This window comes from Pseudomonas sp. C2B4, assembly GCF_013359695.1.
Lineage (GTDB): Bacteria > Pseudomonadota > Gammaproteobacteria > Pseudomonadales > Pseudomonadaceae > Aquipseudomonas.
In genome coordinates this window covers 1-24,761 of record NZ_JABFMU010000016.1, presented here as the reverse complement: position 1 = coordinate 24,761, position 24,761 = coordinate 1, and the positions used below count along the sequence as shown (strand labels likewise).

General features: G+C 59.4%; 20 protein-coding genes, 4 tRNA genes and 1 pseudogene. 16 read left to right on the top strand and 9 right to left on the bottom strand.

Annotated elements, in window-relative coordinates; all coding sequences use genetic code 11:
* Positions 1-97 precede the first annotated feature (97 nt).
* The gene (locus HNQ83_RS13045; RefSeq protein WP_003204606.1) at positions 98-322 is read right to left on the bottom strand and encodes a hypothetical protein; all 225 of its coding nucleotides are present in this window, start codon (positions 320-322) and stop codon (positions 98-100) included.
* A gap of 995 nt (positions 323-1,317) precedes the next feature.
* Between HNQ83_RS13045 and HNQ83_RS13040 the strand changes: the two genes are divergently transcribed.
* Both HNQ83_RS13040 and rmuC read left to right on the top strand, forming a co-directional pair.
* Positions 1,318-1,638 (top strand): sel1 repeat family protein, encoded by a 321-nt coding sequence (locus tag HNQ83_RS13040; RefSeq protein WP_306156413.1) that lies wholly within the window; start codon positions 1,318-1,320, stop codon positions 1,636-1,638.
* A 175-nt stretch (positions 1,639-1,813) separates the two neighbouring features.
* Positions 1,814-3,178 carry a DNA recombination protein RmuC gene (gene rmuC / locus HNQ83_RS13035; protein ID WP_175389410.1) on the top strand — a complete coding sequence of 455 codons (1,365 nt, stop codon included), beginning with the start codon at positions 1,814-1,816 and terminating at the stop codon, positions 3,176-3,178.
* Positions 3,179-3,293: 115 nt separating this feature from the next.
* Here the strand turns inward: rmuC and HNQ83_RS13030 are convergent, their stop codons facing one another.
* Entirely contained in the window at positions 3,294-6,764 is a 3,471-nt protein-coding gene (locus HNQ83_RS13030; protein WP_175389338.1) for a hybrid sensor histidine kinase/response regulator, read from the bottom strand.
* Positions 6,765-6,989: 225 nt separating this feature from the next.
* Complete coding sequence (locus HNQ83_RS13025) at positions 6,990-7,526, bottom strand: TetR/AcrR family transcriptional regulator (RefSeq protein ID WP_175389337.1); 537 nt, start codon at positions 7,524-7,526, stop codon at positions 6,990-6,992.
* Positions 7,527-7,667: 141 nt separating this feature from the next.
* Here HNQ83_RS13025 and HNQ83_RS13020 point away from each other — a divergent pair, with 141 nt between their 5' ends.
* Positions 7,668-8,864, top strand: coding sequence for an MFS transporter (locus HNQ83_RS13020; protein WP_175389336.1), 1,197 nt, complete (start codon positions 7,668-7,670; stop codon positions 8,862-8,864).
* A 37-nt stretch (positions 8,865-8,901) separates the two neighbouring features.
* Here HNQ83_RS13020 and HNQ83_RS13015 read toward each other — a convergent pair whose 3' ends face one another.
* Positions 8,902-9,651, bottom strand: a complete 750-nt coding sequence (locus HNQ83_RS13015) for an SDR family NAD(P)-dependent oxidoreductase (protein ID WP_175389335.1) — start codon at positions 9,649-9,651, stop codon at positions 8,902-8,904.
* A gap of 157 nt (positions 9,652-9,808) precedes the next feature.
* Here HNQ83_RS13015 and HNQ83_RS13010 point away from each other — a divergent pair, with 157 nt between their 5' ends.
* The 3 genes from HNQ83_RS13010 to HNQ83_RS13000 all read left to right on the top strand — a co-directional run bounded on the left by HNQ83_RS13010 (position 9,809) and on the right by HNQ83_RS13000 (position 13,935).
* Complete coding sequence (locus HNQ83_RS13010; RefSeq protein WP_175389334.1) at positions 9,809-10,708, top strand: LysR family transcriptional regulator; 900 nt, start codon at positions 9,809-9,811, stop codon at positions 10,706-10,708.
* A 106-nt stretch (positions 10,709-10,814) separates the two neighbouring features.
* Entirely contained in the window at positions 10,815-11,966 is a 1,152-nt protein-coding gene (locus tag HNQ83_RS13005; RefSeq protein WP_175389333.1) for a TDT family transporter, read from the top strand.
* 94 nt (positions 11,967-12,060) lie between these two features.
* The gene (locus HNQ83_RS13000) at positions 12,061-13,935 is read left to right on the top strand and encodes an MFS transporter (RefSeq protein ID WP_175389332.1); all 1,875 of its coding nucleotides are present in this window, start codon (positions 12,061-12,063) and stop codon (positions 13,933-13,935) included.
* 124 nt (positions 13,936-14,059) lie between these two features.
* On the opposite strand, the gene sugE is transcribed toward HNQ83_RS13000, so the two are convergent.
* The 3 genes from sugE to rdgC form a co-directional block, all read right to left on the bottom strand.
* Entirely contained in the window at positions 14,060-14,374 is a 315-nt protein-coding gene (gene sugE / locus HNQ83_RS12995) for a quaternary ammonium compound efflux SMR transporter SugE (RefSeq protein WP_095195608.1), read from the bottom strand.
* A 119-nt stretch (positions 14,375-14,493) separates the two neighbouring features.
* On the bottom strand, positions 14,494-15,459 hold the full coding sequence (locus tag HNQ83_RS12990; RefSeq protein ID WP_175389331.1) for a bile acid:sodium symporter family protein: 966 nt from the start codon (positions 15,457-15,459) through the stop codon (positions 14,494-14,496).
* Between the two features lie 157 nt (positions 15,460-15,616).
* Entirely contained in the window at positions 15,617-16,537 is a 921-nt protein-coding gene (gene rdgC, locus HNQ83_RS12985; protein ID WP_175389330.1) for a recombination-associated protein RdgC, read from the bottom strand.
* Positions 16,538-16,697: 160 nt separating this feature from the next.
* On the opposite strand from rdgC, the gene HNQ83_RS12980 reads away from it, so the two are divergent.
* From HNQ83_RS12980 to HNQ83_RS12965, 4 genes are all read left to right on the top strand, one after another.
* Positions 16,698-16,773, top strand: a tRNA-Val gene (locus HNQ83_RS12980).
* A gap of 19 nt (positions 16,774-16,792) precedes the next feature.
* Positions 16,793-16,869: transfer RNA gene (locus HNQ83_RS12975), tRNA-Asp, on the top strand.
* A gap of 199 nt (positions 16,870-17,068) precedes the next feature.
* Positions 17,069-17,144, top strand: a tRNA-Val gene (locus tag HNQ83_RS12970).
* A gap of 15 nt (positions 17,145-17,159) precedes the next feature.
* Positions 17,160-17,236, top strand: a tRNA-Asp gene (locus HNQ83_RS12965).
* Between the two features lie 144 nt (positions 17,237-17,380).
* Here the strand turns inward: HNQ83_RS12965 and HNQ83_RS12960 are convergent.
* Both HNQ83_RS12960 and HNQ83_RS12955 read right to left on the bottom strand, forming a co-directional pair.
* Positions 17,381-18,517 carry a catalase family protein gene (locus tag HNQ83_RS12960; protein ID WP_175389329.1) on the bottom strand — a complete coding sequence of 379 codons (1,137 nt, stop codon included), beginning with the start codon at positions 18,515-18,517 and terminating at the stop codon, positions 17,381-17,383.
* Positions 18,518-18,533: 16 nt separating this feature from the next.
* On the bottom strand, positions 18,534-20,336 hold the full coding sequence (locus tag HNQ83_RS12955) for a di-heme-cytochrome C peroxidase (protein ID WP_175389328.1): 1,803 nt from the start codon (positions 20,334-20,336) through the stop codon (positions 18,534-18,536).
* Between the two features lie 267 nt (positions 20,337-20,603).
* Here HNQ83_RS12955 and HNQ83_RS12950 point away from each other — a divergent pair, with 267 nt between their 5' ends.
* The 6 genes and pseudogenes from HNQ83_RS12950 to HNQ83_RS12925 all read left to right on the top strand — a co-directional run.
* Positions 20,604-21,317, top strand: coding sequence for an FKBP-type peptidyl-prolyl cis-trans isomerase (locus tag HNQ83_RS12950; protein ID WP_175389327.1), 714 nt, complete (start codon positions 20,604-20,606; stop codon positions 21,315-21,317).
* A 293-nt stretch (positions 21,318-21,610) separates the two neighbouring features.
* Positions 21,611-22,066, top strand: coding sequence for a YkvA family protein (locus HNQ83_RS12945; protein ID WP_175389326.1), 456 nt, complete (start codon positions 21,611-21,613; stop codon positions 22,064-22,066).
* Between the two features lie 114 nt (positions 22,067-22,180).
* On the top strand, positions 22,181-22,522 hold the full coding sequence (locus tag HNQ83_RS12940; RefSeq protein ID WP_175389325.1) for a helix-turn-helix domain-containing protein: 342 nt from the start codon (positions 22,181-22,183) through the stop codon (positions 22,520-22,522).
* Entirely contained in the window at positions 22,519-22,890 is a 372-nt protein-coding gene (locus HNQ83_RS12935) for a hypothetical protein (protein ID WP_003223109.1), read from the top strand. The genes HNQ83_RS12940 and HNQ83_RS12935 overlap by 4 nt, the downstream gene beginning before the upstream one ends.
* Positions 22,891-23,298 (top strand): sel1 repeat family protein, encoded by a 408-nt coding sequence (locus tag HNQ83_RS12930; RefSeq protein ID WP_175389324.1) that lies wholly within the window; start codon positions 22,891-22,893, stop codon positions 23,296-23,298.
* A gap of 219 nt (positions 23,299-23,517) precedes the next feature.
* A pseudogene (locus HNQ83_RS12925) lies at positions 23,518-24,761 on the top strand (type IV secretion protein Rhs); the annotation flags it as partial.

The following is a 24,761-nucleotide window of genomic DNA, read 5'->3' as shown; positions in this document are numbered from 1 at the left end:
GTTGGTGCTTTACCGGATAGTCAGCGATGTGAAATCGCGGGCAACAAAAAGCCCCGCTTTTCGGGCGGGGCCTTTATGTTTCAGCCTTGCTGGCGTCTCAGGCAACCAGTGCCTGACGGGTACGCTCGATCACGGCCTGCAGCGGCTCAGCGCTGGAGTATTGATCGGGGTACAGGCGTTCGCTGTGACGGGCGATGCCGTGTTCGTTGACCAGGGTAAAGCTGAAGCAGCCTTTGCGAGCGGCCATGATCAGGCAGTTCATTGGTGCAAAAGCGTTGGTTAGGGTGCGAATGGCATCCTGTGCATGGATTTGAGTAGACATAGTCATGGGTGTTCCTACAAGCGACACGGATAAGAGCCGTGCAAAATTAAAACGTTCCAGTAACGACGACCACCATTGGTCGAACGAAGAACCCGACTGGAACAAAGCAGCCAGTTTGAAGCGCTGATAATTGGCGCGCTTGGGCTGGCAGGTAGGTACTTAGGAGGGCAGGCAACACATCGAGGGCAAAGGTTCTGGGCCCGGGGTGAAGATCCTGATCAATTTGCAGGTTGGTTCGGTCAGAGTAATGAGCTTTGCAACACCCTTTGTTTTCGATTCAAAGGCAATGTTGGCGCTGGAGTTACCTGGAAACCATCGAGGTGGTCGATCCCGCTTGTTCGGTGGAAGGCTTCCTTTGGGAAGGCTGACCGGGGGGATTTGTTCGACCAGAATTGACTTTCAGCTTGGTACTAACGCCGCGGATACTAACGGATTGAACTGTCGAAGGGAAGTGTGTTAGCCAAAAAGATCGGTCGCTCAGGTCATTTGCATCGGCACTCAGTCATTTTTCCAGGATCAGAGGCTTCAGAAACGCCCGGTAATGGACCGGATTCCGACCGGCGGTATGGGTGATTCGACCAGTGGCGAGCAGTCAGGATCAAGGGTTTGCCCGGGTTTATCCCCAGGCAGGAGAAAAAAATGCGTCGAAAAAGGGCACCGATATAACCACCACGAAGGTACTTGTGCACATTAATTGCGCAGGCTGTAACCGCTCTGTCATCTAGCCTTCAAGTGCAGTGGGTGCCTGTAACCAAAATTTAAGTCAATGAAAAACATCGCTTTTTTTTACTGGTGAAAAAATCGTCAGTTTGACTGCAGGCCCCATTCCACACGGCTTTGAGCGACTTCAAGGGCGGTTGTCCACTGAGTTATCCACAGCTTCTGTGGATTGTCCCGAGCGCTTGCTCTAGGACGGGCGTGCCGGGATTTTTCACCTTTACCTGTAAGAAAAAAAGAGTAGAGTGGCGCGCCTTCCGATCTACCCACAGTGCTTTATGAAGTTTCGTACACCTTCCGGTTCCTCCACTCCCAAAACGTCCCCTGTACCCCCCAAGCGCATTTCAATGCGCGTGGCCGAATGGCTGCTGGACAGCCCGCGCCTGGGCGAAAGTACGAACGTCAAACACATCGCCGGACGACTGCTCAAGCAGCCGGCCCGTGAAGGGATCGTGGAAGCGCAAAGTCGTCTTGGCCAGTTGATGTGCCGCGAATGCGGGAATGCGAGAGACCGCCGGATCGGCCAGGATCTCTTGCGTCAGGCCGCTCGGGCAGGGGATCTGCGCGCGCAGCAGGAACTGGGCCTGATCGAAGACTGAGCTGTCCAAGTCCTGGCGCCTTGGTTAACCTTCGAGCTTTATTTCAATGGCAGGAATGGCTATGGCTATGGACTTGACCAGCGTATTGCTCGGTCTGGCGGGCGCTGCTCTGCCGTTACTGGTATTGGCCTGGCAACTTCAACGCAAGGCGAGCACGGCGCAGGCCGAGGTGGCGCTGCTGGGAGAGCGCCTGGCCACGGCGTATCTGGCGCAGGATGGCTTGAATGCGCAACTGGAAGCCTGTCGCGATGAAATCGCTGATCTCGGTCAGGCCAATGCCGCCCGGCAAGCAGACTTGGCCGCGGTGCGTCGCGAAGTCGAGCTGCTGCAAATCGAACGCGACGATGCCCGCGACGCCTCCCATGCCTGGAATATCGAACGCGCGGGTAAAGACGCCGAATTGCGGCGCCTGGACGCCCAGGCCGCCTCGCTCAACGCCGAGCTGCGTGAGCAACAGGAAAGCCATCAGCAACGCCTCAACGATCTGCAGGGCTCGCGGGACGAGCTGCGCGCGCAGTTCGCCGAACTGGCGGGGAAGATTTTCGATGAGCGCGAGCAGCGTTTTGCCGAAACCAGTCAGCAGCGCCTGGGACAATTGCTCGATCCATTGAAGGAACGCATCCAGTCTTTTGAGAAACGCGTCGAGGAAAGTTACCAGGCTGAGGCCCGGGAGCGCTTTTCGCTGGCCAAGGAGCTGGAGCGCTTGCAACAACTCAATTTGCGCCTGAGTGATGAAGCCACCAACCTGACCCGAGCCCTGAAAGGCCAGAAAACCCAGGGTAACTGGGGCGAACTGATTCTGGAGAGGGTGCTTGAGCATGCCGGGTTGGAGAAGGGCCGCGAGTATCAGACCCAGGTCAATCTCAAAGGTCCGGATGGCGAGCGTTTTCAACCGGACGTGATCATCTATTTGCCTGGCGACAAACAGGTGGTGGTCGACTCCAAAGTGAGCCTCACGGCTTATCAACAGTACGTGGCGGCTGAAGACGAAGGCATCAGCCAGATCGCCATCAAGCAGCACGTACTGTCCTTGCGCAATCACGTCAAAGGGCTGGCCGGCAAGGATTACAAGCGACTCGATGGCTTGCACAGCCTGGATTTCGTCCTGCTGTTCGTTCCGATCGAAGCGGCATTTTCTGCCGCGTTGCAGGCCGAGCCGACCCTGTTCCAGGAGGCGTTCGATCGCAATATCGTGATTGTCAGCCCGACCACTTTGTTGGCGACCTTGCGCGTTATCGACAGCTTGTGGAAACAGGAGCGACAAAGCCAGAACGCCCGGGAGATCGCGGAGCGGGCCGGGTGGTTGTACGACAAATTCGTGCTGTTCATTCAGGATCTGGACGAAGTCGGCAATCGCCTGCAGCAACTGGATAAAGCCTACAGTGCAGCGCGCAACAAGCTGACAGAGGGGCGTGGCAATCTGGTCAGCCGCAGTGAACAGCTCAAGTTGCTCGGGGCGAGGGCCAGCAAAAGCTTGCCGGCGGATTTGCTGGAGCGGGCGATGACGGATGTGGATGGGTTGGTCGAGTTACCGGAATAACCGGAAAAGCTTCGCGAGCAGGCTCGCTCCCACTTTGGTTCTGTGAGTACCACCGATCAACTGTGGGAGCGAGCCTGCTCGCGAAGGCGTCAGATGCAGCACCGCACCGTAAACCCTACAACGGCAAATGCCGACTCAACAACGCCCGCAACGCCGCCGGCTTCACCGGTTTGGCCAGATAGTCCAGCCCCGCCGCATGCACCTGGGCCATCGTCTCCGGTCGACCGTCGGCGCTGATCACCACGCCCGGCACCGGCTCGCCCAATCGGGTACGCAGCCAGGCCATCAACTCGGTCCCCGTTTCGCCATCGTCCAAGTGGTAATCCACCAGCGCCAATTGTGGCCGTACGCCGTCGCCGAGCAGCGCCGCGCACTCATCGCGGTTGCGTGCGGTCCAGACCTGGCAACCCCACCGGGTCAGCAGACTGTTCATGCCAATCAGGATGCTGTCTTCGTTGTCGATGCACAGCACCTGCGCACCGCCGAGCAATTTGCCGTTGAGTTCAGCCGCCTTGGCCGGCAACGCCGCTTGCGCCCGTGCCAGCGGTACGCTGACGCTGAACACACTGCCACGCCCCGGCCACGAACGTACGCGCAGGGTATGGCCCAGTACGCGGCACAACCCGTCGGCAATCGCCAGGCCCAGCCCCAGGCCTTTTTCGGCGCGGGTCTGATGACTGTCGAGGCGTTTGAATTCTTCGAAGATCACCTGCTGCTTGTCTTCCGGAATGCCCGGTCCGCGGTCCCAGACCTCCAGGCACAGCTCGCCCTTGCGACGGCGAACACCCAGTAATACCGGGCCCTTGGCATAGCGGAAGGCGTTGGTCAGGAAGTTCTGCAGGATGCGGCGCAACAGTTTGATGTCGCTTTCGATGCGCAGCGTGCTGCCTCGCACCCGGAACTCCAATCCTTGCTCCCGGGCCAACGCCTTGAATTCGGCGCCGAGGGTATCGAACAGTTCATTGAGCGCGAATGGCTTGGCATCAGGATTGATCTTGCCGTTTTCCAGGCGGGAAATGTCCAGCAAATCACTGATCAAGTCTTCGGCTGAGCGCAGTGAGCTGTCCAGATGCTGCACCAGTTTTTGCGCCTCGCCGGACAAGCCATCCTCCTGATGGGTCAGGGCGGCAGAGAACAGTCGCGCAGCGTTCAAAGGCTGCATCAAGTCATGGCTCACCGCTGCCAGGAAACGTGTTTTCGACTGGTTGGCCGCCTCGGCGGTGCCCTTGGCTTCCGTCAGGGCCACGTTAAGCTGCGACAGTTCGTGGGTGCGTTCGGCCACTCGCTGTTCGAGGCTTTCGTTGGCTTCGGTCAGCGCCTGTTCGGCTTCGCGGAATGGGGTGATGTCGGTGAAGCTCATGACGAAACCGCCGCCGGGCATCGGGTTGCCGATCAGTTCGATCACCCGGCCATTGGGAAACAATCGCTCTGAAGTATGGGCGCGACCCTGACGCATCCAGTGCAGACGGCGGGCGACGTGCACTTCGGCTTCGCCGGGACCGCACAGGCCGCGCTCGGCGTTATGGCGAATGATGTCGGCAATCGGCCGGCCGACGCTGATCAAACCGTCCGGATAGTTGAACAGCTCCAGGTAGCGGCGGTTCCAGGCCACCAGCTTCAGCGACTGGTCAACCACGCTGATGCCCTGGGTAATGTTCTCGATCGCCCCCTGCAGCAGCGCACGATTGAATTGCAGCACCTCTGACGCTTCGTCGGCGATTCGCACGACGTCCTCCAGCTGCATCTCCCGACCTTCGATGGCGGCTTTTACCACCGCACGGGTCGATGAGGCACCCAGGACACCGGCCAGCAAACGTTCGGTATGGGCGATCCATTCACCGTCGGCGTTCTGGTTCGGGTTGAAGCCTTTGCCCTGGCGATAGGCAAAGCGGATAAAGCTCTGGCGGGCGCGCTCCTCGCCGACAAAACGTGCTGCCAATTGCAGCAGATCGTCGATCTGCACCGCCAGCATCGAACGCGCGCTGGGGCGAGCGCTGATTTCCTGGCCGATGAAGCGGCCGGCCTGCCAGTGTTCCGACACCCGTGTACGCGACAGCACCGAGACCCAGGCGAATAGCGTGAAGTTACCGGCGAGGGACAGCACAACGCCCTGGGTCAGCGGAGTGATCGGCAGGTTCAATGGGTTGCTGTGCAGCCAGGCCAGGCCCGGGAAGCTGTTCAGTGAAACGCCCAGGCTATGGGCGGCGATCGGCAGGATCAGGGTGTAGAACCAGAGGAACGTGCCAGCGGCGAGACCGGCGAATACGCCGCGCCGGTTGGCCTGTTTCCAGTACAGCGCACCGAGCATGGCCGGCGCCAGTTGGGTCACGGCGGCGAAGGCGATCTGGCCGATGGTTGCCAGGCTAGCGGTCGAGCCCAGCAGGCGGTAGCTGACGTAGGCCAGCAGTAGAATCACCACGATGCTTACGCGGCGCACCGACAACATCCACTGGCGGAACACTTCGAACGGGCGCTCGGCGTTGTTGCGGCGCAGCAGCCAGGGCAACAGCATGTCGTTGGAGACCATGGTCGACAGCGCGACACTGGCCACGATCACCATGCCGGTGGCCGCTGAAGCACCGCCGATAAAGGCCAGCAATGCCAGGGCCGGGTGGGCCTGGGCCAGCGGCAGGCTGATGACGAAGGAATCCGGCAGTACTGAGCTGGGCAGCATCATCTGACCCGCCAACGCGATGGGGACGACGAACAAGGCCGCCAGGGCGAGGTAGGCAGGAAACACCCACTTGGCCAGACGCAAGTCCTGAGGATCGATGTTTTCCACCACGGTGACGTGGAACTGTCGCGGCAGGCAGATGATCGCCATCATCGCCACCCCGGTCTGCACCACCATCGAGGGCCAGTTGATGGTTTCCTTCCAGTATTCCTCCAGGCGAGGCGCGAGCATGGCCTGGTCGAACAGGTCATCAAAACCGTCATACAAGCCGAAGGTCACATAGGCACCCACCGCCAGAAACGCGAACAGCTTCACCAGCGACTCGAACGCAATCGCCAGCACCATGCCCCGGTGGTGTTCCGTGGCGTCGAGGTTGCGGGTCCCGAAGACAATGGTGAACAACGCCAGCACCAGTGACACCACCAGTGCCGTGTCCTGCGCACGAACCCCCATGGCGTCGGCGCCTGCACCGATCAACAGGTTCACCCCGAGGACGATGCCCTTGAGTTGCAAGGCGATGTAGGGCAATACGCCCACCAGGCAGATCAGCGCCACCACCACCGCCAGCGACTGGGATTTGCCATAGCGTGCGGCGATGAAGTCGGCGATGGAGGTGATGTTCTCCTGTTTGCTGATCATCACCATTTTTTGCAAGACCCACGGCGCACCGATCAGCAGCAGGATCGGCCCGAGGTAAATCGGCAGGAACGACCAGAGTTGTTCGGCCGCCTGGCCCACCGCGCCGAAGAAGGTCCAGCTTGTGCAATAGACGGCCAGCGACAGGCTGTACACCCAGGCACGCACCCGCGGCGGCAAAGGCGCGCTGCGCCGGTCACCGTAAAAGGCGATGGCGAACATGATGGCCATATAGGCCAGGGCGACGGCGGCAATCAGCCCGCTGGACAGCGACATGGGAACTCCCGGCAACCAAAGACACCCGGGCTTCCCGCCCGGACAGACAGTCTCGCACGATGGCAGGGGTTAGTCAGTGTCGACCAAGGTCGTGACGTGGCGGGGTGTCGCAGGTGGGAGTGTCAGTTGGATTTCCAGTGTTTATGCGGGCCTATTCGCGAGCAGGCTCGCTCCCACAGTGATCCCGGTCAAGTGTGGGAGCGAGCCTGCTCGCGAATAGCGATATCACTGATTGAGCGCAATCTCGATCAACCGATGCAATTCCTCGACGTCCATCGGCGCCTCGGAAAACAGAATGCGGAACACGATAGGCGCAGCGACCACGTTGATCAGTCGATCGACACTGGGTTTGGGCTCATCCGGGTATCGATCCAGGATGACCTGCAGTTGCCCGCCAATGATCGTTGCGCAATAGCTCGGCTTGAGACTCGCTTGCACGTCGCGAAGCATGTTGCGGCCGGGCGCGGAACTCATCTCGTCCAGATACTGCTCCGCCCACGCCCGTACATCGCCTTGCAGGCTGCCGGTCTTGGCCGATTCGGTTTCCGGTTGCAGGCGGGCGAGCGCAACGTCCGCCAGCAATGCCGACAAATCACCCCAGCGCCGATAGATAGTCGAGGGCGTCACGCCCGCGCGCGCGGCGATCTGCGGCACCGTCACAGTGGCGCGTTCCTGTTCTTCGAGGAGTTCGCGCACGGCGGTATGAATCGATTCCTGCACCCGGGCGCTGCGGCCACCGGGTCGTAATGTGGGGGCGGTCATCCTGTGTTTCCTGTGTTGCACCGGAGCCAGCTCCGGTCCTGAAATGCCATGAATCGGACCTTAACACAAAGAATTTGCTTTAAGCGCAAACCGGTAGCACACTCCGCAAAAGCAAAAAATTAGCTTTTGCGGAGCGTGCCCATGTCGATGCCTCATTCGAACCGTGCCAGCCTGTGGTTTCTGGCAATCACCTTACTCAGTTTTCTCGCGGCTTCCACGGCGCCGACGCCGTTGTATCACTTGTACCAGGAGCAACTGCATTTCTCGGCGGCCGTGCTGACCCTGATTTTCGGCGTGTATGCCCTCAGTCTGCTGGTGGCGCTGCTGACGGTCGGTTCGCTTTCTGATTATCTGGGGCGCAAGCCCGTGATATTCACAGCGGTGCTGCTCAATAGCGTGGCGATGCTGCTGTTTATCTACGCCGACAGTGTTGCCTGGCTGATCAGCGCCCGGGTGCTGCAAGGCTTTGCCACCGGCATGGCGACCGCTGTATTGAGTGCGACACTGCTGGACACCGACCGCCAGCAGGGGCCGCTGGTCAATAGCGTGGCTCCTTTGATGGGCATGGCGTTGGGTGGATTGGGTTGCGGTCTGCTGGCTGAGTTCGCACCGGCACCGTTGCACCTGACCTACTGGCTGTTGCTGGTCCTGTTTGTGATGCAGGCCCTGTACGTCTGGCGTTTGCCGGAAAGCGTTTCGCCACAGCCCGGCGCGTGGTCTTCATTGCGGCCGACCCTGCATGTGCCGGTCCAGGCGCGTTCGACTTTGTGGCGGTTGCTGCCGCTCAACACGGCGACCTGGGCGCTCGGCGGTTTCTTCGCCTCTCTCGCACCCTCGTTGGTGCGATCGGCGACAGGCTCGACGTCGAATCTGATCGGCGGATCGACCGTGGCGACGTTGACCATGACCGGCGCCCTGATGATTTTCACCCTGCGCAATCGGCCGGCGACCCTGGGCCTGCGGCTGGGCGCCAGCTCGTTGCCGCTGGGTGTCATCCTGATTTTGATCGGCGTACACAGCGCCAGTCTTGCATTGTTTTTCATTGGCACACTCATCGCCGGTTGCGGCTTCGGCGCCGGTTTCCTTGGTACGGTACGCACCCTGGTTCCGCTGGCGTTACCTCATGAGCGGGCCGGATTGATGTCAGCGTACTACGTGCTCAGTTATCTGGCGTTTTGCCTGCCGTCGTTGCTGGCCGGCAACCTCACGCGCGTCTTTGGCCTGGTCAACACCACCGATGGCTATTGCGCGGTGCTGATCATCCTGTCGCTCAGTGCCTTGTTCGCGATGCTGCGCCAGCGCACGGTCAGTGCTTGCAGCGCTACGGGCCAGTCATAAAAAAGCGGCGCCTTGAAAGGCGCCGCTTTTCCCGGGATCAGATCTGCGCGAACCCGCCGTCCACAAACAGCTCGATTCCATTGATGAAGCTGCTGTCATCCGAGGCCAGGAACACTGCGGCCTTGCCCACTTCCGATGGCGTCCCGAGGCGACCCATCGGCACCTGGCTGGCCAAATGATCGAGCAGGCCTTGCTGTTGGTCTTGTGGCGCCAGGTCGCTCAGGCCGGGGGTGTGAATCGGCCCGGGGCTGATCACATTCACGCGAATCTTGCGTGCCTTCAGGTCAAGCAACCATGAGCGGGCAAAGTTACGCACCGCCGCCTTGCTGGCACTGTAGACACTGAAGTTTTCCGTGCCCTGGCTTGCGGTAGTGGAGGCGGTGAGGATCACCGAGCCGCCATCCTTGAGCAGTGGCAGCGACTTCTGCACGGTGAACAACAGGCCTTTGACGTTGATGCCGAAAATCCGGTCGAAGTGTTCTTCGGTGATCGCGCCCAGCGGCAGCATGTCTCCGCCACCGGCGTTGGCGAAGACGATGTCCAGATAGCCGGCCTTGGCCTTGATCACATCGAAAATCCGGTCAAGGTCAGCCAGGTTCGACACGTCGCCCTGAATGCCGGTGGCGTTCTGGCCGATGCTGTTGACCGCGGCATCCAGTTCAGCCTGGCGGCGCCCGGTGATGAACACCGTCGCGCCCTGGTCGACGAAGGCTTGGGCCGAGGCCAGGCCAATGCCGGTGGTGCCGCCGGTGATCAGTGCAACTTTGCCTTTGAGAGTGCTGCTCATGCGGTGAATCTCCGATAGTCGTGAGGAGTTACTTGGCCCTGATGTGCGCCATTGACCTCACTCTATGCCGGCAGATTCGGCTGAAAAATCACCTGAATCAGGTTTGTTTGTACATGGTTGTGGACAATACTCAGGGCACTTCCACTGAGGATTCGCGATGAATCAGTTGCTGGCCATGCGTGTCTTCGTCCGTGTCGTACAGGCAGGGTCCTTTACCCGCGCCGCCGATTCCCTGAATTTGCCGAAAACCTCGGTCAGCAAACTGGTGGCCGAACTGGAGGAGCACCTTGGTGTGCGCCTGTTGCAACGCACCACCCGCCGGCTGACGGTCACGGCCGATGGTATGGCCTACTACGAGCGCGCCCTGCAACTGCTGGTCGAGCTGGAGGATCTGGATAACAGTTTTGCCGCCGCTCAAGGGCGGCCCCGGGGGCGGATTCGCGTCGATGTGGGGGGCTCGGTGGCCAGTATCCTGATCATTCCGGCGCTTCCGGATTTTCATGAGCGTTACCCGGACATCCAGATCGATCTGGGCGTCAGCGATCGTCCGGTGGACCTGATCAGCGAAAATGTCGATTGTGTGATTCGCGGCGGTCCTTTGGTCGAGTTGTCACTGGCAGCGCGTCCGTTGGGCCTGTCGTCCTGGACTACTTGCGCCACCCCGGCCTATCTGGCGCGTTTCGGGATTCCGAGCGACCCTCGGGAACTGGACAAACATCACCGCATGATCAGCTATCACTCGGCCCGCACCGGGCGGGTGATGCCGGCGCGGTTCGAGCGCAATGGCGAGAAAATCGAGGTCCAGGGGCGTGGCATCATCAGTGTCAACGAAAGCAATGCACACCTGGCGGCGGGACTGGCAGGCCTCGGGGTGATTCACACCTTTACCTACACCGTGAAGGCCCACATCGAGCGCGGCGATCTGGTGCCGATTCTTCAGGACTGGCAACCGGCGCGTTACCCGTTTCATGTCCTGTACCCACCCAACCGTCACTTGAGCAATCGCGTGCGGGTCTTCATCGACTGGTTGGCGCAGCTATTCACGGATATGGACTAATATTTATATCTACAAAGTAGATAACAGTTAGAGATATTACCCGTTATATCGATATTCGATCTGGATCTATGATGGGCTCTACCTCACCAGAGGACAGGAGTTCGCCATGACATGCCCCAACATCGCCAAACCCGGTATCAAACCTTTCCGCCATTTGCAGCACCCGCGTGAGGTCATCCGCCAATTCACGCCCAATTGGTTCGCAGCCACCATGGGCACCGGTGTACTGGCACTGGCATTGGCGCAGTTGCCCTTGGCCAATCCCGTTGTGCACGCCATTGCCGAGGCCCTGTGGCAACTGAATATCGTGCTGTTTCTGTTGTTCACCGCGTTGTACGCGGCACGTTGGGTGCTGTTTTTCGATGAGGCGCGACGGATATTCGGTCATTCCACGGTTTCGATGTTCTTCGGCACGATCCCCATGGGCCTGGCGACCATCATCAACGGCTTCCTTGTGTTCGGCCTGCCGCGCTGGGGGGATGGCGTGATTCAGTTGGCCGAAGCCTTGTGGTGGCTGGACGTGGCGATGTCACTGGCGTGCGGGGTGCTGATTCCCTACATGATGTTCACCCGCCAGGAACACAGCATCGACCAGATGACGGCCGTTTGGTTGTTGCCGGTCGTGGCGGCGGAAGTCGCGGCTGCCAGCGGTGGCCTGCTGGCGCCGCACCTGGCCGATGCCCATGCGCAACTGGTAATGCTGGTTACCAGCTACGTGCTCTGGGCATTTTCCCTGCCGGTGGCGTTCAGCATCCTGACCATTCTGCTGCTGCGCATGGCGCTGCATAAACTGCCCCACGAAAACATGGCTGCTTCGAGCTGGCTGGCGCTCGGTCCGATTGGCACCGGAGCGTTGGGTATGTTGCTGCTGGGGGCCGATGCTCCCGCGATATTCGCCGCCAACGGTTTGCCGGGCATGGGTGAAATTGCTGCGGGCCTGGGGCTGGTCGCCGGCATCACGTTGTGGGGCTTCGGGTTGTGGTGGATGCTGATGGCGGTGCTGATCACCTTGCGCTATCTGCGCGCCGGCATTCCTTTCAATCTCGGCTGGTGGGGGTTCACCTTCCCGTTGGGCGTCTATTCTCTGGCAACGCTGAAACTGGCCAGCACGTTGCACCTGGCGTTTTTCAGTGTCTTCGGCTGTGTATTGGTGTCGTTGTTGGCCGTGATGTGGCTGATTGTCGGCAAGCGCACCGTGCAGGGCGCGTGGCGGGGTGAGCTGTTTGTCTCGCCGTGCATTGCAGGATTGAAGAAATGACCGGCGGATTTTAGGTAATGTGTGGCCTGGATCGACGTACGGCATTCCAATCACTGTATCCAGGCCTCACTCTAAAATCAGGGACACATGGAAGATGAGTCACCCCTCGCAATTCACCTTGCTGCGCACCCGGCGCTTCCTGCCGTTTTTCGTGACACAGTCTCTCGGGGCGTTCAACGACAACATCTTCAAGCAGTCGTTGATCCTCGCCATTCTGTACAAGTTGACGATCGAAGGTGACCGTTCGATCTGGGTCAACCTGTGCGCGCTGTTGTTCATCCTGCCGTTCTTTCTGTTCTCGGCCCTGGCGGGCCAGTTCGGGGAAAAATTCGCCAAGGACGCGTTGATCCGTCTGATCAAGCTGGGGGAAATCGCCATCATGGCGGTCGGCGCGATCGGCTTCATGTTTGATCACCTGTCGCTGATGCTGGTGGCGCTGTTCGCCATGGGTACGCACTCGGCGCTGTTCGGGCCGGTGAAATACTCGATCCTGCCCCAGGCCCTGCGTGAAGACGAGTTGGTCGGCGGCAACGGCCTGGTGGAAATGGGCACCTTCCTGGCGATTCTCGCCGGGACCATCGGTGCCGGGATCATGATGTCGTCCACTCACTACGCACCGGTCGTCTCCACCGCGATTATCGGTATCGCCGTGCTCGGTTACCTGGCCAGTCGCGGTATTCCTCGGGCGGCGGCGGCTTCGCCGCAAATGCGTCTGAACTGGAACATTTTCAGCCAGTCCTGGGCCACGCTGAAGTTGGGCCTGGGCCAAACCCCGGCGGTGTCGCGCTCGATTGTCGGCAACTCATGGTTCTGGTTTGTCGGGGCGATTTATCTGACGCAGATCCCGGCGTATGCCAAGGAATGGATGCACGGCGACGAAACCGTGGTGACGTTGATTCTGACGGTGTTCTCGGTCGGTATTGCGGTGGGTTCGATGCTCTGCGAGAAACTCTCCGGGCGCAAAGTCGAAATCGGCCTGGTGCCATTCGGTTCCTTTGGCCTGACCGTGTTCGGGCTTTTGCTGTGGTGGCATTCCGGGGGCATTCCGGACAGCGCTGCGGGGCATGGCTGGATCGAGATACTCGGGTTTGGCCACACCTGGCTGGTGTTGATCGACATCCTCGGCCTGGGGGTTTTCGGTGGTTTCTACATCGTGCCGCTGTACGCGCTGATCCAGTCGCGCACCGTCGAAAACGAACGGGCGCGGGTGATTGCCGCCAACAACATTCTCAATGCGCTGTTCATGGTGGTGTCGGCGATCGTCTCGATCATCCTGCTCAGCATGGCCAAGCTGTCGATCCCGCAGTTGTTCCTGGTGGTGTCGTTGCTGAACATCGGCGTCAACGCTTACATCTTCAAGATCGTCCCCGAGTTCACCATGCGTTTCATGATCTGGCTGCTCAGCCATTCCATGTATCGCGTGGAGCATCGCAACCTGGACCTGATTCCCGATGAAGGCGCGGCACTGCTGGTGTGCAACCACGTGTCGTTTGTCGATGCCTTGTTGATTGGCGGTGCGGTGCGTCGGCCGATTCGCTTTGTGATGTACTACAAGATCTACAACCTGCCAGTGCTGAACTTTATCTTCCGCACGGCCGGGACGATTCCGATTGCGGGACGTCAGGAAGATATCCAGATCTACGAACAAGCTTTCACGCGCATTGCCCGGTATCTGAAGGACGGTGAGTTGGTGTGCATTTTCCCGGAGGGCAAATTGACCGCCGATGGTGAGATCAACGAGTTCAAGGGCGGGTTGACGCGGATTCTCGAAGAGACGCCGGTGCCGGTGATTCCGTTGGCCTTGCAGGGGCTGTGGGGGAGTTTCTTCAGTCGTGATCCGGGCAAGGGACTGTTTCGCCGGTTGTGGTCGCGGGTGACGTTGGTGGCGGGGCCGGCGGTGGCGGTCGAGGTGGCGGAGCCTGCGAGGTTGCAGGCGTTGGTGGGGGATTTGCGTGGGACTGTCAGATAGTCGGTGAATGGGTGGGCCTCTTCGCGAGCAGGCTCGCTCCCACAGGGTTCGGTGGTGTGTTGAAAACTGCTGATACACCCCAACCCCTTGTGGGAGCGAGCCTGCTCGCGAAAGCGGTAGTCGCTTAAGCGCTGACCTTGAGCCCAACCAACCCGGTCACGATCAACGCCACACTGGCCAGCCGCACCAGCGCCATCGATTCGCCAAACAGAATGATCCCGGCAATCACCGTCCCCACGGCACCCACCCCTGTCCAGATCGCATAGGCCGTGCCCAGTGGCAATTCCTTCATGGCAAGGCCCAGCAGGCCAAGGCTGACAGCCATGGCCGCAACCGTGAGGGCGGTGGGGAGCGGACGGGTGAAACCGTCGGTGTACTTCAGGCCGACGGCCCAGCCGACTTCGAACAGGCCGGCGAAAAACAGAATGATCCAGGACATGAGAGACCTCCATCGATTGACGGGGTCGTCCCCAGATTAATGACTCGATCGAGCCGCGAGGTCGTCCCCGCGTTGCGCAATATAGTGCCCAGCATTAATCCGGGGATCAAGTTTCGGATTCAGTCGGTGGCGTGCTGCGCAGCGATTTCCCGGTCCTGTTTCTCGCTCATGCGACGGAAGTACGTCGACAGCAGCGCTCCGGAAATGTTGTGCCAGACGCTGAACAACGCGCTAGGCACCGCCGCCAGTGGCGAAAAGTGTGCACTGGCCAGCGCGGCACCCAGCCCGGAGTTCTGCATGCCGACTTCCAGGGCCAGGGATTTACGCTGGGCCAATGGCAGCTTGAACAGGCGCCCGGTGAAGTAACCCAGCAGGTAACCGAAGCTGTTATGCAGCATGACCACGGCCATGATCAGCAAACCGGATTCGGCAATTTTCGCCTGGCTGGCAGCCACTACGGCGGTGACGATGATCACGATGCTCACCACCGACACCAGCGGCAGTACATCAACAGCGTGGCGAACACGCTCACCGAGCAGGCGCTGAGCCACGACGCCCAGCACGATCGGTAGCAACACCACTTGCAGGATCGACCAGAACAACTCCATGAACGAGACCGGCAGCCAGGCCGAAGCCAGAAGCCAGATCAGTGCCGGGGTCAACAGCGGGGCGAGGAGGGTGGTGACGGCGGCGATGGCCACCGACAGTGCCAAGTCGCCGCGTGCCAGCCAGGTCATCACATTCGACGAAGTGCCGCTTGGGCAGCAACCGACCAGAATCACACCGACGGCAATCTCAGGTGGCAAATGGAAAGCCTGGCAGAGCAACCACGCCACACCGGGCATGATCACGAAATGCGCCACCACACCCAATGCCACGCGCCACGGATGGCGAGCGACTTCGGCGAAGTCTTCGAGCTTGAGGGTCAGGCCCATGCCAAACATCACCAGCCCTAACAACGGCACGATGGCGCTTTTGAGGCCGATGAACCATGCCGGTTGCAGGAACGCCACGACGGCGAAAATCAGAACCCAGTAAGCGAAAGTGTTGCCGACAAAACGGCTCAGTGCTGCCAATGCACGCATGGCTTGATCCTTGTTATATGAAAAGCGTTAGGGAGCTAAGCATACGCTGCTTACAAAAAAGATCGCAGCCTGCGACAGCTCCTACAGAGAAATGCGAATCCTTATGTAGGAGCTGCCGCAGGCTGCGATCTTTTTCAAACGCCAAGGATCAAGGCAATCAGATGCCCTGCGGTGTCTCTTCCCCACCCAACGCCTCAACCAGCGCCGGCAGGAAGTCGCCGAAGGTCAGCATCATCAGGGTGAAGCTGGCATCCAGTTGGCCGAGGGCTTCGTCGCCACCGTCCTGTTCCGCCTGATCTTGCAGCAGGTCTTCGAATTTCAGGCGCTTGACCACCATTTTGTCGTCGAGGACGAAGGAGAGCTTGTCCTGCCAGGCCAGCGACAGCTGAGTGACCACTTTGCCGGTGCTCAGGTGCAGCTGGATTTCTTCGCTGGTCAGATCCTGACGCTTGCAGCGCACGATGCCGCCGTCTTCGTGGGTGTCGCGCAGTTCGCACTCGTCCAGTACGAAGAAATCCTCCGCGGCTTTCTGGGTGGTGACCCACTCGGTCATGGTGGCAGTCGGCGACATCTTCACGGTCAGCGGACGCACCGGCAGCGTACCGATCACTTCTCGCAAGGTGGACAGCAAATCTTCGGCGCGTTTCGGGCTGGCCGAGTTGACCAGGATCAGGCCCTGTTTCGGCGCGATGGCGGCGAAGGTCGACGAGCGACGGATAAAGGCGCGCGGCAGGAACGCCTGGATGATTTCATCCTTGATCTGGTCGCGTTCCTTTTTATAGACCTTGCGCATTTGCTCGGCTTCGATCTCTTCGACCTTTTCCTTCACTGCGTCACGCACGACGCTACCCGGCAAAATGCGTTCTTCCTTGCGCGCGCTGATCAGCAGGAAGTCGCCGCTGACGTGTACCAGCGGTGCATCTTCGCCCTTGCCGAACGGTGCGACGAAACCGTAGGTGGTCAACTCCTGGCTTGCACATGGGCGCGCCAGTTTGGTGGCCAGTGCAGTTTCCAACGCCTCGGCATCAACAGGCAGATCTTGGGTCAGGCGATAGATAAGCAGGTTTTTGAACCACATGGGGTGAGTCTCTCCTTATATACAAAGGCGGGCATTATTGTCCTCCGTGTGCCATAGGCCAACCCTTCTCTAAGCCTTTGGAAGGCATGAAAAAATTAATTAAAAAAGTGCTTGCCAGAGGTAGGGTCGCTCCGTAGAATGCGCGCCACACCGAAGCGAAGGGTGATTAGCTCAGCTGGGAGAGCGTCTGCCTTACAAGCAGAATGTCGGCGGTTCGATCCCGTCATCACCCACCATTCGTTTTCAGTGTTACGCGCAGCGGTAGTTCAGTCGGTTAGAATACCGGCCTGTCACGCCGGGGGTCGCGGGTTCGAGTCCCGTCCGCTGCGCCATATTCGGTAACCTGGAACACTGAACGCCAGGTCACCACGGAAAAGCCCGCTGATGCGGGTTTTTTTCTGTCTGCAGTTTGATGGTTGTTTCTGCAGGACGCGTCGTTTCACCGGTTTTCAGATTTTTTTGAAAAAATTATCAATTAAATCAACACTTTATGAAAATTTGTGGCACAATGCGCCCCGCAACGAAGGTAAAGGGTGATTAGCTCAGCTGGGAGAGCGTCTGCCTTACAAGCAGAATGTCGGCGGTTCGATCCCGTCATCACCCACCACTTTCAACGCTACGCGCAGCGGTAGTTCAGTCGGTTAGAATACCGGCCTGTCACGCCGGGGGTCGCGGGTTCGAGTCCCGTCCGCTGCGCCATATTCGGTAACATGGAACACTGAACGCCAGGTCACCACACAAAAAGCCCGCTTGATGCGGGCTTTTTGCTGTCCGGGGTTTGGCTTTCCATGCCGGCCTCAATGAGAAAGCGACCTTTGGGTCGCTTTTTTCGTTTCAGTGGGTTTATTGCCCGGCATTGCGAGCGTGTCGGTAATCGCTGACGGCCTCGTAAACGGCTTTGCGCAACCGGTTGATGCCGCCGATGGGGCGGTGTGCCTCAAGGCCAAACCATGGATTGAACGACTGGTTATCGCATCGCAGGTTCAGCGCCGGCGTGTCGAAGTCCTGCGCGGGTACGGTGATCCGCGCCACGGTCTGGAAGGGAGAATCGCTTTCGCGCCACTCGATGCTCGTGTCTTCGATCGGCATGTACTTGTTCGCGTCCTGGCGCTGGATCTGCAACACGAAGCACGCAGGCACCCGATCTGTGGATAACTGCTGATTCAATGCGCTGCGCAGGAAGTTCGGCAGCTTCTGATTTTGTGCCGGCAAGGTGTAGCCGGGGCAGCTTTCAGGGTCGGGCATCACGCGAAACTTGGCATTGGCCTCACCGAATTTGTAGGGTGAAACCGAAAAATAGGTGGTCTGGGTTGGGCTGGGTGGGGCGGGGGACAGCGTTGCCAGGGCGATGAACAAATGGCGAACCTGCCACGAACGTGGGTCCCAGCCCGGAAAGAACGCCATCATCTTTTTGCCATCCGCCTGAGCAGCGACATTCTGACGATACTCGGCAACATCGCTGACGAAGAAATTCGGATGGCTGAACATCACGAAGTCCTGTTCGCCTCGTTGTTGCTGATCGCTCAGCAGCTGTTTGCCGGGGACATCGAGCAGTTTGATCGCCATGCCCCGGGCATCGCGGATGCTGTCGAACTGTGGATAGGCATTGCCATTGGACAGGCGCAGGGTCGCTTGCCAGGTTTTACCGGGCTCACTGAAAACACCCTGGCGAAGGTTGTCCGCCAGATCCGGCAACACCTGGACTTCAGCCTTCACGCAACCGTGGGCCTTGGCATGAGCATCGCGTAAATAACGGGTGCTTTCACGGTGCTGGTCGACGATGCGCACGGCAGTCTGGATGATCTCCTGAGTCATTGCCGCTTCACCGTCCGGGATCAGTTCTTGCGCTGATACCGGTCCGCGGTGTTGCCAGGCGAACCACGCGGTGGCCAGCGCCCAGCCGAGCAGCCCAAGGCCCAACAGCCATAGCAGCGTCTTGCCAAGAAAAGCGCCCAGGCGCAGCCAGAGAGTCTTCAGCATGGGGCATTCCTTTTGATCATGGCAGTTGCGACTCCAATGGCCCGCCCAAGACTTTCAGATACTCCAGCAGTGCCCAGCGCTCCTGCGGCTGCAGCAGGCGGCCAATCACGCCGTTGCCGAGTTTTCCGGAGCGGAATTCGTGGCCGCTGTTGTGATTGCCGGTGATGCGCGTGTCGAACACAAAGCCATTGGTAAAGGCTTCGGTGCGATAACCCAGGTGTTTCGGGTCGTATTCGAAGGTGCCTTTATAGAACGTCGTCGCGCGCTCATCCTGCGGCGAGAGCAGTTGATAGATGCTTGGCACCGAACCGTTGTGTAGAAACGGAGCTGTCGCCCATACACCGGCCAAGGGGCGAGCCTTGTAGGCGCGCAACTCGCGGACACCGATCGGCAGGCCGAAGCCGTCCATCTCCGGTCGCTCGGCCGGGGTGATGCCGGCGTCGCGATACGCCCGGTTTTCGACAAAGGCCGTGACATAAGCCAGTCCTTTGGCCACCGACATCTGGCTCAAATCCAGCGGTTCGGTGGGCTTGGGGTCAACATCAAGCTGTTCGAGTTCTTTTTGATCCCACTGCAACGCCGTCAGATCGAAGCGGTGGTCGGCGATGTTGTTGGCGGCGCCAGGATCGGTGCCGATGTAGTCCACCGGAAGCATTTTCAGGTGTTGCACGTATCGTCCTTCGCCCTGGGTAACGCGCGGTACGTGGCAGCCGGCGCAGTTCTCGCCGAACAGTGCCCGGCCCTTGGCAGCCAGGGGTTTATCGATTGTCCCCAGCAGTGCTTCCGGCCAGGCGGGTGGTTCCAACCGTTGCAGGGTTTCTTCGATCAGATGCAGATCGCGCACTCGGACACTGGACGGATAACGATCATCGCCCATCAGCGGCTGCCTGTTTTTGTCAAAAAAGCTCAGCGTGGCGCCGACGCCCAGGGCTTCGCCGATATTGCGTGCCATGGGCTGTTGCGCCGATCCATTCCATTGCACCCAGTCGAAGGTCCACATGTCCCACAGTTGCGGATAGTCGACAGGGGCATTGGCCACGCGATAGTTGGCGGGGGAAATGGCGTCACCGAAACTGGCGTTGGCAATGCGTCCGAACGCGTCGGTACGTCCCGGGCCTTCCTCGGTCGGGTAGAGCCCGCGATGGGTGTCGTTCCAGGCGACTTTCAGGAAGGTGTCGAGGGACTTCTTGAACTCCTTGCGCAGTTCTTCGTGTCGGGCTTCGTAGTCGGAACCAAGGACATCGCGTGCGAAATCTTCGAATTTCCACGGGTTGTAGTAAGTCACGAACAGACTCGCCACCAGGGCTTGTCCGAAACTGCCACCTTTCAATGTAGGAACGCTGGAGGGCAAAACATGCTGGGCCGATCCGCCATCGATGCGCACGGCCTGACCCTTGAAGCGCAGCTCACCGGTGTGGCAGGCGGCGCAGGTAATATCCAGAAATGTATCCGTGCTGCCGGGATTCTGATGCCGGGCGAAGCCCACCGGCAGCTTGTCGGGGTTTTTAGGTGTGGGTTTCTGGTCAGGGTCGATCAGGAAACCGAAGCGCGCGAGGTATTCGGGGGCGGCGAAGCGTTGTTTTGAGAGGGGCAATTCGAGCGCTTTGAACCACTCGTAACGCAGACCTTTGACCTGAGTGCCTTGGGGCGTGAAGTAATAGGTCTCGCGGTCGGCGGCGCTCCATTGCTCCAGGTAATGCACCTGCTGTGGGGGCGTCCAGAACGGCAGCTTCGGGTTGACGACGTAGTACAAGACCACGGCCAGGCCCACTAACAACAGGGCAACGATCAGAGCCAGCAAGCGGAGAAAGAGGCGCAAGATGAACTTCCTTGTCGATTTGTAACTCTGTTATGCCTGAGCGCCAGGTGGGCGGCAAGTGGCCATTACGCCAGATGTGAGGGGGGAGAATTTGCTTGTGTGGGAACGAGATGACAGAAGTTTCATCATCTACACTGCGAAAAGCGTTTAAACACCTGAACTTATCAGAAATCTCTGGCTCTCATGCCGGTAGCCATTGGTCGTGGCCGCCTGATAAGCTCGCGGCTTTACTCGATTGCCCTTTAGGCGAATGAACAAGGAAATAGCATGAAACAGCATCGGTTGGCGGCGGCGGTGGCCCTGGTTAGCCTGGTACTTGCGGGTTGCGACTCGCAGACCAGCGTAGAGCTGAAAACCCCGGCGCAAAAAGCTTCCTACGGCATTGGCCTGAACATGGGCAAGAGCCTGGCTCAGGAAGGCATGGATGACCTGGATTCCAAAGCCGTAGCCCAGGGCATCGAAGATGCCGTCGGCAAGAAAGAGCAGAAGCTCAAAGACGAAGAGCTGGTTGAAGCCTTCGCTGCACTGCAAAAGCGTGCTGAAGAGCGTATGGCCAAGATGAGCGAAGAGTCGGCAGCTGCCGGCAAGAAGTTCCTCGAGGAAAACGGTAAGAAAGCGGGTGTCGTGACCACCGCTTCCGGCCTGCAGTATGAAGTGGAAAAGAAAGCCGATGGCGCTCAGCCCAAGCCGACTGACGTAGTGACCGTTCACTACACCGGCAAGCTGACCAATGGCACCGTTTTCGACAGCTCCGTCGAGCGCGGCAGCCCGATCGATCTGCCGGTCAGCGGTGTGATTCCGGGTTGGGTCGAAGGCCTTCAACTGATGCACGTCGGCGAGAAGTACAAGTTGTACATTCCAAGCGAACTGGCCTACGGCGCGCAAAGCCCAAGCCCGGCGATTCCAGCCAACTCGGTGCTGGTGTTCGACCTGGAACTGCTGGCGATCAAAGATCCAGCGAAAGAAGAAGCCGCCAAGTAATTAGCGTCTGCTTCAAAAACAACGCCTCGCTTATGCGGGGCGTTGTTGCATCTGGCGTCCGGTACGGGTAAACAAAACGAACAGATGATGCAGGCTGGAGTCATAGCCATTGTAGGACCGGCGCTAACCTCGCCAGACCGCCAAGTCAATGAAATATTGGGTTTTTTTTGATGAGTAAAAAACGCCCGATCTAAGCTCAGCCCTTGTGCAGTGGGGCTTTCAGCCGTGAAAAGCAGCTCTGTTCACAAGGTTATCCACAATTTGTGTGGATAACATTTGCGCGGGAGGAACTCATGAAAGCACCTTGGAATTTTGCTCGTTTCCTGCCGTTGGCTGGACGCCTGCTCGCACGTGGGCGCTTGCCGACCTTGTTGTTCGCGGTGGCAAGCAAAGGTGCCAGTCAGGGTAACCGACTGGGCAAGCTCAAGGATGATTTGCGCCTGTTGCAGGCCCTTTGCCTGGCGTACTGGCGCGGTGAGTATCGGGCGATCAGTCCCAAGGCCGTGATCTCGGTTGTGGCAGGTCTGATGTACTTCCTCAGCCCGCTGGATGCCATTCCGGATTTCCTTCCCATGTTCGGCATGCTCGATGACATCGCTGTGCTGGGTTGGTTGATGAAAGTCCTCGACGATGAACTCAATGCCTTCCGCGCCTGGCGCAAACGTCAGGTACCCGAAAAGCTCGCCGTGGTCGAACGCTTGCCCGATACGCCTGAACAACTTCAGCTTCAGGGACCGAAAAAACGTTGAGCCGATTAAGTCTCACCCACAGATAGATACCCCCCGCGACCTTGGCCGCTGTTAGGATTACACTTCTAGGGAAAAGTGCCGACTCGCTAAGTGTTGTTGTCCTACGGGGTAGTCATGGATATTCAGATAATTACACGCGAAGGCGAACCAGAATACGCGGTTCTGCCGTGGGCTCAGTATCAGGCTTTACTGAAAGCAGCAGGCATCAACGAAGCACCGTCGCAACCGACCCCAGCGCCGATTGCGGCAACCCAGGACCCGATTCTTCCAGGTCTTGATCAACTACGCAGTTTGCGCGAAGGGAAGGGCATCGCCATCGAGGCGCTCGCCCGCACGGTAGGCATCAGCCCGTCTTATCTGGCCATGATCGAGAGTGGCGAGCGTCAGCCTGACGCAGCGATTCGCCGCAGCCTGGCCTGGGAATTGACGGTGCCAGGGTGGAGGGATGAATCGTGAGCGTACGCATCAGTCGTCAACATTGGGACGGATTGCTGGGCGAGCTGGATCAGGCGCGCCGTCAGCGTCACCTCCTGACTTATCGGGCATTGCTGGAGCGTTTGCAGCTCCCCACGCCCGCCATGCAAACCCTGACCGCCGCGCTTGAACATTTGGCGGCGCTTGACGCCAAGGCCGAACAACCCTTGCGCAGTTCGCTGGTGATCAGTCAGGGTGCCAGTCGCCTGCCACGCACGGGTTTCTTTGAATGCGTGGAGCGTCTCGGGCGATTTTCCGGACCCTCCGATGGTGTCGCTGCCGCTTCCTGGCATGCCTCGGAAGTGGTGCGGGTGTTCGAATACGAGTACCCCGAATCGGCGGAGGCCTGAGTGTTTTTTCGACTCAAGGCGAGGGTCAGTTACTGGCTCGCACGCCGGTTGTTTCATTGGTCATGGTTTGTACGCCAACCCCGAGGCTGGAGCTGGCTTGAAGGCCAGTTCGCCCGCATGGCGAACCTGGGCGATGTTGGCGCCCAGAGTTTCTATGGCCACATCCTGACCTTTCGTGGCGTCGGTCTGGGGGCACGCGAAGAGGGTGTTCGTTTGCTGCGCCTGGCGGCATTGGCCGGTGATGGCAAAGCGGCTTATCAGGTGGGTGTGATCAGCCTCGCCGGGACCTCGAGCAAGGCGCCGGATCCGGCTGAAGCGGCGCGGTTCTGGGGCATTGCCGCTAAGGCTGGGCATCCGCTGGCACAGATCAAGCTTCAGGAATTGGCTTCCCGCGATTCCACGCAATAACGCCGATTTATCTGACACAACCGAGTGGCGCAGGAGGAGACTTCTGCGCCACTTTTTTTGGGTGAAAAAGTTTTAGCGAATCGCCCTACACGAAACACCTCCTCGCCTGACTTCTTTCCTCACTGATCCCCCGCAAAGTCCCTCGCGCCCTATTTCCTGTGCGAGAGATTGCCCATGTCCGACCCGGTTTTCCCCAACGCCTTACCTGTCGGTGGGCGGATGGATCACATCGCCCGGATCGAGCAGGAACTCGACCATTTTCAGAACACGCTGACGCTCTACCGCCAACAGCTCTCGCGCTGGTTCAACCAGACCGCCGACAGGCTCAGTCACGCTGCTGACCTGCCTTCACTGATGGGCATGGAGCGGGTGATCACGCTGGGCAACACCCGTACGGTTGTCAGCAGCACGGATGACGACTTTATCTCGACTGTGGCGCAGTGCCCGAAGAGCGGGATCCTGCAGATCGAGAGCAAGTTCGAGTCGGTGTATGACGTTCCGCTGGGGAACATTCAGGTCGATGTGATCGCGATAGATGGCGGTCAGTCGACGCCGGTCACGCTGGATGAAAACGGCAAGGGGCAGTTCAGGGGCGAAGCGGGCAAGTTCTACCGTGTGTGGGTGCAGAGCGAGGTCACGCCGGAGGAGGTGGCAGAGCTGTTCCAATCCTATGACGGGCTGACGCAGGCACTGGATAAGTGGCTGCGAAGTGAGTGGGAGGAGTTCAGGCCGCAATGGTCGAAGTCGTCTTCACTGGCGGTGGGTAACGGGATGCTGGCCGGCAGTTGGGCTGCGATCGAGGGCGTATGGGACAGCATCAATCTGCTGTCGGACATTCTGCAGGATCCAGGCAAGTTTATTGATCGACTGAGTAGCAGCGCTGACCAGTTGATGGACCTGGCGCTAAAAGTACCGGAGGCAATGGCGAAAATCCAGCTGCTGGCCAGTGACGAGGCGGCACTATGTCTGCTGTTGCGCACTGCCAGTCTCTGGCTGGAAATGCTGCCACCCAGCGTGATTGCGGGTGAAACCGCCAAGGCCGTGTCGATGCGGGTGGTGGAACTGCTGATCGACATTTTGATCGCTGTTGTCCTGACCTTTGCCGCTGCCGGGGCGGGTGTTGCTTATCTGACGATGCGTTTGGCACGCCGTGGCGCGCTGTTGATCAGTGCGGTAGGGCGGTTGGTCGAGGCGATGTTCTCGATCATCAGCACTTTCATCGGCTACGTCGACCGCTATAAAAAAATTGCTGCCCGGGGTGTCGCGGCAGGGTTGAAAAAAGGCCGGATGCAAGTGCGCTGGAGCGCTCGCAACAATACCACCGTAAAAAAAGACGAACCCCACGACGACGCCCCGAAGCAAGCCACCAACCCCAACGGCGACAGCGCCGACACCGCCGCCCACACCACCACCCACGGCTGCCCGGTGTCGCTGGTCAGCGGCGAAGAGCTGCTGACCCTCAC

Excerpts from the sequence above, each read along its gene's own strand:
- HNQ83_RS13045 (WP_003204606.1), bottom strand. The coding sequence starts at position 322 with ATGTCTACTCAAATCCATGCACAGGATGCCATTCGCACCCTAACCAAC.
- HNQ83_RS13040 (WP_306156413.1), top strand. The coding sequence starts at position 1,318 with ATGAAGTTTCGTACACCTTCCGGTTCCTCCACTCCCAAAACGTCCCCT.
- HNQ83_RS13030 (WP_175389338.1), bottom strand. The coding sequence starts at position 6,764 with ATGTCGCTGTCCAGCGGGCTGATTGCCGCCGTCGCCCTGGCCTATATG.
- HNQ83_RS13025 (WP_175389337.1), bottom strand. The coding sequence starts at position 7,526 with ATGACCGCCCCCACATTACGACCCGGTGGCCGCAGCGCCCGGGTGCAG.
- HNQ83_RS13020 (WP_175389336.1), top strand. The coding sequence starts at position 7,668 with ATGTCGATGCCTCATTCGAACCGTGCCAGCCTGTGGTTTCTGGCAATC.
- HNQ83_RS13015 (WP_175389335.1), bottom strand. The coding sequence starts at position 9,651 with ATGAGCAGCACTCTCAAAGGCAAAGTTGCACTGATCACCGGCGGCACC.
- HNQ83_RS13010 (WP_175389334.1), top strand. The coding sequence starts at position 9,809 with ATGAATCAGTTGCTGGCCATGCGTGTCTTCGTCCGTGTCGTACAGGCA.
- HNQ83_RS13005 (WP_175389333.1), top strand. The coding sequence starts at position 10,815 with ATGACATGCCCCAACATCGCCAAACCCGGTATCAAACCTTTCCGCCAT.
- HNQ83_RS13000 (WP_175389332.1), top strand. The coding sequence starts at position 12,061 with ATGAGTCACCCCTCGCAATTCACCTTGCTGCGCACCCGGCGCTTCCTG.
- sugE (WP_095195608.1), bottom strand. The coding sequence starts at position 14,374 with ATGTCCTGGATCATTCTGTTTTTCGCCGGCCTGTTCGAAGTCGGCTGG.
- HNQ83_RS12990 (WP_175389331.1), bottom strand. The coding sequence starts at position 15,459 with ATGCGTGCATTGGCAGCACTGAGCCGTTTTGTCGGCAACACTTTCGCT.
- rdgC (WP_175389330.1), bottom strand. The coding sequence starts at position 16,537 with ATGTGGTTCAAAAACCTGCTTATCTATCGCCTGACCCAAGATCTGCCT.
- HNQ83_RS12960 (WP_175389329.1), bottom strand. The coding sequence starts at position 18,517 with ATGCTGAAGACTCTCTGGCTGCGCCTGGGCGCTTTTCTTGGCAAGACG.
- HNQ83_RS12950 (WP_175389327.1), top strand. The coding sequence starts at position 20,604 with ATGAAACAGCATCGGTTGGCGGCGGCGGTGGCCCTGGTTAGCCTGGTA.
- HNQ83_RS12945 (WP_175389326.1), top strand. The coding sequence starts at position 21,611 with ATGAAAGCACCTTGGAATTTTGCTCGTTTCCTGCCGTTGGCTGGACGC.
- HNQ83_RS12940 (WP_175389325.1), top strand. The coding sequence starts at position 22,181 with ATGGATATTCAGATAATTACACGCGAAGGCGAACCAGAATACGCGGTT.